Annotated in this window: 5 protein-coding genes; all 5 read right to left on the bottom strand. The window is 46.0% G+C overall.

The genetic code is table 11. From position 1 onward, the window contains the following. Positions 1-6: 6 nt before the first annotated feature. The 5 genes from AC1DLM_RS23270 to AC1DLM_RS23290 all read right to left on the bottom strand — a co-directional run bounded on the left by AC1DLM_RS23270 (position 7) and on the right by AC1DLM_RS23290 (position 12,380). Positions 7-426 (bottom strand): aminotransferase class III-fold pyridoxal phosphate-dependent enzyme, encoded by a 420-nt coding sequence (locus tag AC1DLM_RS23270; protein WP_477571344.1) that lies wholly within the window; start codon positions 424-426, stop codon positions 7-9. After that, positions 341-1,378 (bottom strand): aminotransferase class III-fold pyridoxal phosphate-dependent enzyme, encoded by a 1,038-nt coding sequence (locus AC1DLM_RS23275; protein ID WP_477571322.1) that lies wholly within the window; start codon positions 1,376-1,378, stop codon positions 341-343. The genes AC1DLM_RS23270 and AC1DLM_RS23275 overlap by 86 nt, the downstream gene beginning before the upstream one ends. 702 nt (positions 1,379-2,080) lie before the next feature. Beyond that, positions 2,081-2,866 carry a DeoR/GlpR family DNA-binding transcription regulator gene (locus AC1DLM_RS23280; RefSeq protein WP_477571323.1) on the bottom strand — a complete coding sequence of 262 codons (786 nt, stop codon included), beginning with the start codon at positions 2,864-2,866 and terminating at the stop codon, positions 2,081-2,083. A gap of 78 nt (positions 2,867-2,944) precedes the next feature. Next, positions 2,945-8,110, bottom strand: coding sequence for a DUF2341 domain-containing protein (locus AC1DLM_RS23285; RefSeq protein WP_477571324.1), 5,166 nt, complete (start codon positions 8,108-8,110; stop codon positions 2,945-2,947). Positions 8,111-8,144: 34 nt separating this feature from the next. Then, entirely contained in the window at positions 8,145-12,380 is a 4,236-nt protein-coding gene (locus AC1DLM_RS23290; protein ID WP_477571325.1) for a LamG-like jellyroll fold domain-containing protein, read from the bottom strand. Positions 12,381-12,391 lie beyond the last annotated feature (11 nt).

A 12,391-nucleotide genomic window follows, 5' to 3' on the forward strand; every position in this document is an offset into this window, starting at 1 on the left:
GCCTCCCTATTGGATCGATTTTGAGTTTTCAACTTTTGCCAAGCTTGCTTCTAACATATCGAAGGCTTCATGCAACTGCTCCGCTGTGATAATCAGCGGTGGCGATAACGTAAGCACATTGCCTTTGGATACTTTGAAATTAAGTCCTTGCTCCAAGCAGTCATACATGACTTGCTCAGCTTGACGAACGGCAGGTTCCTTCGTCACTCTGTCTGTCACTAACTCCACCGCAATCAGTAAGCCGATTTGCCGAATATCACCAATGAGCGAATAGGTCTCCATCATCACTTGCAAGCGCAGCTTCGCGAGGTTCGCCATCTCATTCGCATGTGCCAACAAATTATTCTCCTCGATGACTCGGATGGCTGCTAAACCTGCTGCCGCTCCAACGGGCGACTTTTCGTGCGTATAATGACCAATCGACATTTCCTGAGCTTTGTTCAATTCTTCCTTCACTAGCAAAGCAGCCATCGGGAACACCGCCGCCTAAACCTTTTCCAAGAACCATCACATCGGGCTCAATGCCATAATGCTGGTAGGCAAACATGGTTCCCGTACGCCCAAGTCCTGTCGCTGTTTCATCTACAATGAGTAAGGCTCCGTACTTATCACAGAGTTCACGAAGTCTGCGATAATAGGAGATCGGCGGAATTTGCACATCCGTATTACGAATCGTCTCCACAACGACCGCCCCGATCTCGCCATCCTGCTCCAGCACATATTCGATAGGCTTCAAACAAAGGGAATGCCCCTCATCTTGACAACCAAACACACAGCGATAGGAGTTAAAAGGAATCACATGCTCCGCGCCAGGAAGCAAAGGTCCCAGCCCTCTGCGGAAAGCGCCCTCACCGCCAACAGATATGGCATCGAGGGAGGCACCGTGAAAAGCGCCCCACATGGAAAGCGTCTTGTACTTCCCGGTGACAGCCCGCGCCAGTTTCAGTGCCATCCCAATCGCCGACGTCGCCCCCGGTGCAAAAAGCACACGGCTCAAGGATCCATTCGTTAATTCAACTAATTTATTGGCCAGATCAATAGCAGGAATATTGGTATATCTTCTGGTGCAGAAAGAGAGTTGATCCAACTGCTGTTTGACGGCTGCAATAACTTCCGGATGGCCGAAGCCAAGCTGATGCACATTGTTGCCATGGAAATCCATGATTCTTCTTCCCTGAGCATCCTCTACGTAAATCCCTTCACAAGCAGATAAGACGTTTAGGCAAGGTGAAGACAATGTTTGGTGTAAGAAGACATCCTCATCCTCTTGAAGAATGGATCGCACTGCATCATCCACTTGATCGCCCAACCACGCTTGGCGAGCATCCGTCAAATTGATATCGCCCTCGGTTTTCATATAGGCTTTATTCTCGTACATCGTAGTCACCTCAGGTTGGATTTGGTTGTTCTTGTTTCTTATGATACAGGGCATTTGTCATCTGAAGGTTAAATACATGTAAAATTTATGTTTTTGTGTTGTTTTATTTTGTTTTAGTTTGTTTTCCAAATAAACCTGATGCTCTGCCTCAGGTCCTTTGTAATTACCCAATCTGATGTGTATAGGGAGGGTTGTCAATGTTTCAAGGTAAACAGGCGAGCATATTCTTCCCAAATCTAAAGAGTATCGCAAAAAGAGAATGGTTGAATTTTCTAACGGACATGACAGCCTCTAATAGCTAAAAATGAGGCCGTTTTGATTTTTAATGGACACCAGAGGCGTTATTGGCTGATTTGTGTGCCACATGCGTGGCAAGGGACTAAATAACCGCCGTGGCGTCCGTTAGCATTTGGACTCCCTGCTTTTCTTATTAAATAACGGCCCCCCTGTCCGTAACTCAGAAAAAATGAAAGCTAACCTTGCATCACAACTGGTTCCCCCCTCATCTGCTCTTATCCCAACAGCAACGGTTAACTTGTGAAGTCTTCCTACTACCCATTTTTTAGAAAGGGGGGTCGCTTTCACAACACCCCTAACGTGATTCTCGTAAACCCCAAACATATAAATTCTTATCTTGAAATAAAAAAAGGCTCCTATTGGATTTCCCCAATAAAGAGCCTTCTTTCTGCAATTACCTATATGTCATTCGCTTGATATCCAATAGATGTCCTTTTGCTCGATCGTTTCCTTCCACTCTTTCGGATAAGGCTGGTCGGAAACGACGACATCGATCTGATCGAGCGGCATGATGTGAACAAATGCTTGGACACCGATTTTGGACTGATCCGCAAGGACAATGACTTCCCGCGCTGATTTGGCGAACTTCTTCGTCATATACGTCTCATTCAAATCATAATCGGTCACACCGCTTGTTAGTGAGAGACCACCAATGGACAAGAACGCTTTATTCAAATAAAACTGTTCCATGACCTGTTCACAGAGCGGACCTGTTAGCGATTGCTGTTCCGGATTCAGCTGTCCACCGAGTAGAATGACTTTGCCTGAAAACCTGTTGCTGTTCAATGCTTCACATAAATAGGAGGCAATCGGCAGTGAGTTCGTCAAAATGGTCAAGTTTCGTTTGCCTTGTATGGCTTTGGCCAACTCCATCATTGTCGTCCCTACATCGAGAGCAATCGTATCTCCGTCTTCAATGAGCTCTGCGGCACGTTCTCCGATCTTCTTCTTTGCATCGACATACAATTGTGTGCGTTGTACAAAGGTAGGTTCTCCATGTTCATAACTAACGCGAACCGCTCCCCCATAAACCCGTTGAAGATGCCCCTCTAATTCCAATGTATCGAGATCACGACGGACAGTCTCAGAGGAGACACCTAGTTCATCCGCCATAGGCAAAACTTTGACTTTGCCGTCTCGAAGCAACGTTTGTAATATGAGTTCTCTTCTTTCTTGACCTAGCAGAGACACTAACACACACCACCTATGGAAATCTATATGTTTTAGTATAATTAAATTGTGTAGTTTTTCCAATAGTGGAATAGGTAATTATTCATTGGCATTAAATAAGAAATTGTGAATGGCTTGCGCTCCTTCAGCTCGTGTTGCTGTCCCCTTAGGCACAAACGACTCATCTGCCCGCCCATTCATCAAATGCAAGGAAGATGCAGCAGCTATTGCTTCTTTGGCCCAATCGTCAACTTCACGCCAATCGGCAAATGAATTTACGTCGTGGGGCGCTTCAACCCCATCATGCTTGACTTTCCAAGCTCGCATCAGCATCGCAGCCATCTGCTCTCTTGTTATTTGAGTATCAGGAGCAAATTCTGCATCGCTAACGCCATCCACGATACCAACTGCTAAAGCCGCTGCCACTTCTTGTGAATACCATGCCGAATGTGGAATGTCAGCAAATTTGCTGGTTCCTGTCTCCGGCAGCTTTAATGAACGCGCGATGAGCGCAGCAAATTCGGCTCGCGTAATATGCTTTTCAGGATCGAAACTTTGTTCACCTTGGTCTGTCACAATGGGATCAGCTACCATCGAATCGAACATGTTTCTTGCAGCTAAATCACCGATCACATTCGTTGCCCAATGATCTTTGACATCGAAATATTGTACATCCTTTTGTAAGATAACGTAGTCACCACTGCCAGGGACCTTGAACTGCATGTGAGACAGATCACTGGAAGTATTAAGTGATTGTAAAATGAGTTCGCCACTATCGCTGATGAGATACAAGCCAACTCTTTTTCCGTTAAATCCTTGCTTCATAGGCATCTGAATGTCAACGGGTTCCTTCTTAGCCGCAGAGTCCCAGGCAAGATGTATCATATTGGAAGTAGGCTTTATGCGAACAGACGGATGGGATTCCAAATCTTTTAGAATATCCATATAATCGTCGCTCCATACACTTCCAGAGATCACAAATGCAGCTTCTGTAGTGGGCTTGTCAGCCACTAATGACCGAGTAGGAACGATGACTGTTCCCCATTCGAACTTCAACGCGACATTGGTTGCTTTTGAGGAATCAGCGGTCAAGTATGGCAGCTCCATTTGCACTTTACCTTTCTGGACATCCACAACGATGGCACCCGTATTCGTAGAAGTCAGCTCACTCACAGTCACTTTCTGAATAAATGCATGGTCTGGATTCGTCGAAACAGGTGGCGGTACAAAGTTGCATCCCCCACAGCCAGTAACAGGTACTTCGATTGCTGCAGTAATCTTAACCTCATGATTGACCTCTAACCCTTTATATCTCGCTGTAATCGTTGCACGACCAGGAGCTACTGCCGTGACTTCTCCTTTTGCATTCACCGTAGCAACGGATTCCATGCTGCTCGTATATTGAATGCTATCTTGAATCAGAATAAATCCCGGCTTATCGCTGTAATGTCCCAGCAAGCTCGCTTGCCCCTTCTCTCCTACCTTGAGCGTATCTAGACCGTTTAACACTAGCGACTCTAATTTGGATTCAGATTCCGGAGGCGTCACGCCCCCGGCAGATTTCACCATCAAGGTATAACTGCTGATCATGGCCTGATAGGTAGCCGTAATAACTGTCTGCCCTGCTTGTAAGGCTGTCACTTCACCCGTTATTGAATCAAGCGATGCAACAGACGGATTCGAATTGGTAAGCATTAATCCTGGTGCCGATGCATAACCTGCTCGAAGCAAAATGGCACTTGTCTGATCGCTGTATGTCGCAGTGACAACCGTTTGTAGAGAATCACCAACTTCAACAGCTTGCAAGCCAGTCAGCGCGATCGATTGAATGATAGGTTGCTGCACAACTGGCACCGATTGGACAGTTAACCGGTAGGATGTCAGTACGGATCCCAGTCTCGCAGTAATATCCGTCTGCCCTTCTGTGAGTGCCGATACGCGACCGCTGGAATTAACAGTTGCCACGGCAGGATTCGAACTCGTCAACACATAACCAGTTGCTGGCATAATACTGCCGTCTGAATAAGTAGCCTCTACAACTGAACTCAGCTGTTGTCCTACCATCATCGGCGCGAGTCCACTCAAACGAATGGATTGTACAACAGGCGCCGCAATAGAGAAACTAGATTCAGCCGTTCTTACGATATGGCCAAATGTGTCAGTAGCTTCCGCATACCACGTGTAGGACTGGTTCGTATCCCTGCCATCCCACACATAATTGGCCGCCCCAGCTGCAGATACGATTGGCTGCGTATTCAACGTAATACGCTTACTTCCAGTGACCCCAACATAACCAGTTGCCAGTTCAATGGGCTCATTGTTCCATTTAATTGGCATCGTATAGAACTCATGCTTTTGCTGAAAAAATCCATAATTGTCATCCGTAATCGGTGAATAAGGAACCATGTAGATCTGTTGCTTTTTCAAATCAAAGTACATCATCCGAACATATGCCGCTCCACCTAAGGCTGCATCCTGATAATCGTGCAGGAGTTCATAGACAACCTTGCCGCCGATTCGTTTCACGTTATAGAACGCAGACTGATTATGCCCGCAGAGCACCATAAATACGTTGCTGTTGGGCTTAACAATCTGATTCATCGTGTTAATACCATCATAGTCATCAGTTCCATACGTTCCTTCGTAAAGCAAATACTCGTGTACAGCGAGAATAGCCTTGCGTTCTTTATACTGCTGTAAAACTTGATTGGCCCAGCTAACTGATGTGGCATCGAATCCGCCCCACCCCATGTACAGAATGATAAAATCTACACCGCCAGCCGAGATTAGATCATAATGATTCTTATTCATGCTGTTGTATGCCGTATAATAAGGCTTGCCGTTGAACAGTTTGTCTTGAAACCGGAATGCACCGAAATATTTACTGTATAGGGTATCATTCGTATCGTGGTTCCCCTGAATGACACCATAGGGGATCCCGGCATTTTCTAAAATTTTCATACTATGATCTGCGTTCTTCCATTGATTTTCCTGGCTTGCCGTGTTCACAATATCGCCCGTATGAATCACGTATTGGATTTTCTGTGCATCCTTATTATCTGCAATCCACTGTGTCTCAGCATCGTATACACCTGGAAATGACTCCGATTCAAGTTGAGTGTCCGTCATCCAGACGAAAGAGAAATCATACTCGTTCGGTGTTGGGACTTTACCTGGGAGCATGGTGTCATGCTGCGTAGCGGCTACGTATAGCTTAGCTACCTTCGTAGAACTGTTGACCATGGTCGTTTTATCCAAAGTGCCCGTCAATTTAAAATCACTGTTATCCGCATTGCCTAACTGTGATGCAATTTGCACCCATTTGCTAGTGGAATAATTCCAGGCAAACAGCTTAACGAGCTCCTTCGAATGACCTTCCCACGACACCTCCAATTGTTGATCGACCCCGCTCAAATCGCCGCTAATGGTCAAATCAAAGCGTTGGTACGGATAGTTCGATAACGATTTGCTGCTATAATAAGCGCCGTCGGAAGCTTTTAATTGATCATAGGCACTTGCTGGCATCGCTGTTTCGGAAGTAATGGTCGCACTGGTTTGCGGATCCATCGTATCCGTTCGTTCGTAAGCAACATCCGTAGAAACTTTGGTGCTGTAATCTTTAACAAACTTCACATCTTTTTGATAAAAGTTTACATTCACCGGATCACTTGTCGGCGAGCCAGCCTTCACTTGCAAGTTGACATTTCCGCTAGTCTGAATCAAATCCCCAGATGCTCCTTGCGCCTCAGCGAAAGGACTTAAATTACGTCCATCGATCGTAAAAGAAACTGTTCTACTGGCCTTTTCGCTAGGATCGATTAAGGATATTGCCTCGACCTTCAACGTATGTGTACCACTGCTTAGCTTACTAAGTAATGATTGAAACGCCTTGGAACTGCCTTCAGCTCCCAAAGTCGGTCCATTATCCAATTGATAGTGGATCGTTGCCGCTTCACTCGTTAAGCCTCCGAAACTTAAATCTGGCGAGTAATAAACAGCTCCTTGCTTAGGTTGAAATAGCGTAAGCTGCATCGCATCTTTCGATTCTTTACCACCAAAAATCACAAAATGACTGCCTTTGCTCATCACTTGAAAATCAGCCAAGACCCAAGCTGCACTGCGAGCTTGTTTGGAGACCCTGACCTCATCTACGCCACCACGGTAACCCCCGCCAGCAGCTGAGCCATCAGAAGATTTGCTCATTGTGAATGGTGTCGTTGAAGTACCGCTTGTCGTAATCAATGCACCACTGCGGGTTGCGGTTGATACGAGTGCCCCATCACGGTATAGCTTAAGATTATCGCTCGTTTGACTTTGATCATAGGTCAGCGTCAAATAGGTCCAATCGGCTGTTACAGCCCCACCGTCTAAGTCTGGTGCCGTGCTGCCATTTTTACTTGGATCTGCATCATTCGTAAACAGATTAGCGCTCCATTTGCCGCCACCAATCTTCATAAAATAAGCTTGATTTAGCGTATCCGCACTTCTTTTTCTCGCAATGACATAGTAGTTTAACGTACTGATTTCGTAATCATTTGCCCGCACCCAAGCGGATATTGTCAACTGACCTTGACCATCGCCTACATTGCCATTCGTCGCTCGTACGAAGCCACGATGGCTTTCGTAGTATCGTCCAACCATGTTGTAGCGAGGATCTTTGCCTTCAAGTGTATAGGAAGGACCACTTGAGCTTGCATTCGCTGCATTCCTTAACCCTGTATTATTGTTAACTGTCGAGTCCGTATACTGTTGTGCCAGAGCAGGATGATAGAAATAATCAGCAATTCTGTCCGGAAAATGATAGACCAATAAATAATTGGGATCCCACACCTGTTTCGGTTGAAGACTGATCGTCGAGCTTCCTCCATAATAGAGCCAAATATTATCGTTGCTAGATTGCGCATGGATAACTGGAACTTTGACCCAGATTAGACTTTCTCCCCGAGAGTCCCATTTTTCGACCTCGTAGGGCAATTCAGTTGACTGATCTGCTGTATAAAAGCGAAGGTCATTCGACGCAGTTACCGAGTAATCGATTTTGTCAGCATCGAGCTTAATTAATACTGGATAATTCAGTAAATCTTCCGTGCCTGTTKAATTATCAAAGCTCAACTGCATACGATAATTCCGATCCGCATCCGCCCAAGTTAAGGGGGCGGACGCGGCATCAACTTGCTGATTTAATGTTGGTATCACCATTTGGCAAAGGAATACGAGCACGACCAGGAGTGCAATAATTTGCTTGGAACGTTGAATTCTCAGCAAGGAAGATCCTCCATTCTATCATTTAAAATCATTTTTATTGGACCAGCGTATGAATAAGATTAAATACCGCTTGTGCTGCTTCAGCTCGGGAGACGTTTCCAGTAGGAACAAATCTTTGTTCCGATCGCCCCTGCAGTAAGCCCAGTTTGGCAGCTAATTCAATGGATGGACGTGCCCATTCAGCCATTTGATCCGCATCCTGAAACGTCTTGTCACTGTCACTGCTCTGCGCTAACTTTCCGCCCTTATGTTCAAAAACTCTTGCAAGGAATACCGCCATTTCTTCTCTGCTCATAACTGATTCAGGCTTGAACGTAAGATCATCCTCGCCGTTGACCAGACCGGAAGCTGCTGCACCTGCGACGTACGGTGCATACCATGCGCTAGCTGGAACGTCCTTGAAGGAGCTTTGCCCCTGTTGTGGAAGATGCATCGATTTCATCAGCAGCGCTACAAACTCAGCACGCGTAATAGACTTCTCTGGTTGGAAGAATGCGTCACTGACGCCCTCGACCATATGCATAGCACTCATAACTTGCACAGTGCGATTTGCCCAATGCTGCTCTGGTAAGTCTTGATAAGTTTTCTTGTACTCTAACACGGCATACTTGCCATTCTCCTGGAGTGCTGCACGCATGCCCTTTTCCGTCAGTTCCCCACCAACATAGGACATACTGCCATCATCAAAAATACGATATACACCTAACAGCGGTTTATCGCCGCTTACCGTAAATTCCGCCTGAATTGGCCCTATCCATTGCGATTTCGGCGTTTTTATCCCGTCTACATCTTGTGTAGCAATTGATAAGTCAAAGATTGACGATGCAAATTTCAACTTCGTGTCTTTGGTTGTGATGGTGCTTTGCAACCATGCTGTTTGCTCCATCTCAGTACCAGCAGTCAGTCCGAGAACCAGCTTGCTGTCTGTAGATCCAATGAACAGATTGCCAGGTAACCTCAATATAAGATCGCCTCGATCTAGGCTAATTGATTGGTTGTTCGATATACGTTCAGCAAGAGAAGGGAAGACAATTTCATTGATACGATTAGCTACTTGTATCGTACCGTTCGCAGCTAATTGTTGTTGTAGATCAACGACTTTGTGCGAGAGTTCGATGCTTGGAGTTTCATCCGGATGAGAATAGCTTGTATCGGAAGGTGTATCCCCTACTTGTTCCAGAACCGTAATCGTTGTCTGAGACACCAGATTCTGATAAGTTGCTGTCACCACCGTCGTGCCAAGTCGCAGACCGGTGATGGTTCCTAATGGGTCTACCTTTACGATATCTGGGTTTACAGCAAGCCACTTCGCTATACCGGTAACCCATACAGAGGTCTTGGAGACGCCGTCAACATAAACTGCACTAGCCGTAATCGCTGCACTTTCTCCCTTGTACAGAATCGATGGCACGTTTATCAACAGCACTTGAGGTTGGTTCTCTGAAGGTGTTGGATCAACAGGTTCACTTCCAGCAATAACAGCCAACGAAAAGCTCGCATTAAGGCCTTGATATTGAGCAACTAAACGAGTACTTCCCGGTTGAGCTGCGTAGACAGCTCCAGTGACAGAATCAACTCTGACGATATTGGGTGCATCACTCCAATAAGTGACGCCTGATTCTAGTGGTTTCGTAGAGTTATCTGAATAAACAGCAGTAAGTACCGTATTTCCCGATTCACCTACGGTCAAAGTCGTGGGGCCGCTAAACTTAAGCGCCGTAATCTGCGGACCCTCGATTGGATGATTTGCAGAAATAACAGTAAGAATAAAGTCTGCTCTTAATCCCTCTCCAACAGCACTCAGCACGGCAATTCCTGGAGAAATAGCACGGATGATGCCGTTATTGTCGATGGTTGCAATCGTAGGTTGTTCGGAGCTATAGGTCAAACCATCTGACATAACTCCCGTGCTTCCGTCCTCATAGACTACCGTTGTAACCGTTTGTTCAGTTTCCCCTTCAACTATTACGGACGGTCCATTTAGTAGGAGTGACTGCGGTTTAGGCAAGACTTTGTTACGTACGGTTATTGTAACGTAAGCACGTAAAGACCCGTAGCTTGCTGTTAATGTTGCTGTCCCTGCACGTAATGGAGTGATGACGCCTGCAGTTGACACCTCTGCAATCGTCGGATTCATGCTTTGGAACGCAAGGCCGTTGTCGATAACAGAAACCACGGAGTTAGCATCTGTTTTTTTCACGACCGCTGCTGCACTTTGCCCTACCCACCACTCAGAGGGAATATCCMAAGAAATGGAGGAGACAGTTGGAGTACCCGTAGGCGCATACTTGGTATGTAATTGCTGCACCGCATTTGCATCCAGCACTTTGCTGTAGAGTTCCACGAAACCTATTTTCCCCTGAAAATAACTCTGTGCACCTATCGGTTCGGCATCTGCACCAATGGTTAGATCCACCTTCGTCGCACCGCCGATAACACCGACTTTGGACTGACTTCCTTCCAAGATTCCGTTCAAATAAAGCTTGGCCGTCTGCCCGTCAAATGTTGCTTCAGCATCATAAATTTGACCTTCGGTTAATAGGGTGCTGCTAGGAACGATAACATACGATTCTTTGCCAAATATGTCATGAATGAAGAACCATGCTTCCAGCTTTCGTGTAATTGGATTGTATTCTAACGCGTAGTCTGAATGCTGCGCTTTGCCGATAATATCTTGCGTTCGGTACATATCATCCAGCGAGAATGACGCCGCCATTGTCATGTAACTTGGACTCAATCCTGGATTCATAGGGATCCGAACATAGGAGGAATTCCCATCAAGCTGGAGTACTTTTTTAGTAAAATCAGGATTATCAACCACTTGTGCAGAGCCAACAGGCGTGCCGTTATTATGCGCCTCACTGCTATCATAACCAACCCCATTTTCGAATGTGAGTTGCAGCAAATCAGGCATCATACCCGCTGGAGCGATAATATCTGCAGGAGAACCCGTCATGGTAAAGCTCGTACTCAGCCTCGTGGCAGCCCACAAGCCGCTAGAAGTACCCGCTTCTACTTGAATAGCATGAGTGGATCCTGGCGGAATCGCCTCGAGAATGGCGTTGTGTTGTGTAGAAGGTACAGTAGTAAGAACAGTTCCATCCAGATATACCCGGTATTGCGAGATGACACTTTCGTCAAAAGCTGCCGGCCACAAGAGCACTGTACTCGTTAGCGATTGCGGTGTCACCGTGAGCGCCCCATCTACTGGCCAAACCACCCCAGGCATCGTATAGGATAGTGACGGCCCGGTTGTCGTCCAGTTGCCGGCTGCGTCACCAGCCTCAACTTTAAAGGTAGCCACCTCTCCTGGGAATACATGAGTAAAGTCGTAGCTGTTAATGCTGCTGCTAACTGTATCTAACAAAGTTCCGTTTTTATATAAACGATATTGCGTTACTGCCTTATCGTCTATTGCGGTTGGCCAACTCACCGTATAGCTTGTCGAACTTGTTTGCGCCCCTGCTAGTAGACTTCCTGCAGGCCATGAAGGAGCTTGTTGGTCGGCCAAGATACCCGTACTTTCATAATAACAAGCCAATTCGGCAGCAGATAAGCCTTTGCTAAATAGCTTGGCATAGCCGATTGAACCTTTGAAGTACGACTGGGCGCCATTACTAGGCTGAGGGTCCGAACCAACATGAAGATTAATGGTTGAACTGTTATGAATAAACCCAGTGAAGGCAGTTTCAGTAACATACTGACCGTTCATGTACATGACATGCTTTAATCCATCATAGGTAATAGCTACATCATAATATTTATCGCCCTGGATATTCGAGTACGAAGTGTTTTTATAACTTCCACTTGTTCCCCCAGTAGTTGACTTTAAACTTAAGTAGGAAGTCAGTTGTTTACCTGTTGTAATTTCAAATCCATAATCAGAACTCTGATTTTTGGCAAAAGGATCTCTTAAACTACCAAAGCTATCGGCATCTGCTTTAAATTGCACCATCATCGTAACTCGTTGCGTATTATACGCTGCTACATGCGGGAGCTTAATATACTGACTCGAACCATTTAGCTTAAGTACGTTTTTCCCTACTTGCGTATCAAAGACTAGGCTAGGTGAGCCCACTGCAACACCATCGTTATTGGTTGCAGACTTGTCATCCGTCATCGAGGTATTAAAGTCTAAATCTACTAAATCCGGTACCGGTGCCGTACATGGTGAGGCAGCATTTGCCTGCTTGGGAGTCATGATGGATGCAAGCGACCCAAACATGAAGCAGCATACCAGCAATAATGACAGCTTCCAACGTAAACTCATCAACATTCTCC

It is taken from the genome of Paenibacillus sp. 01T442 (assembly GCF_056398345.1).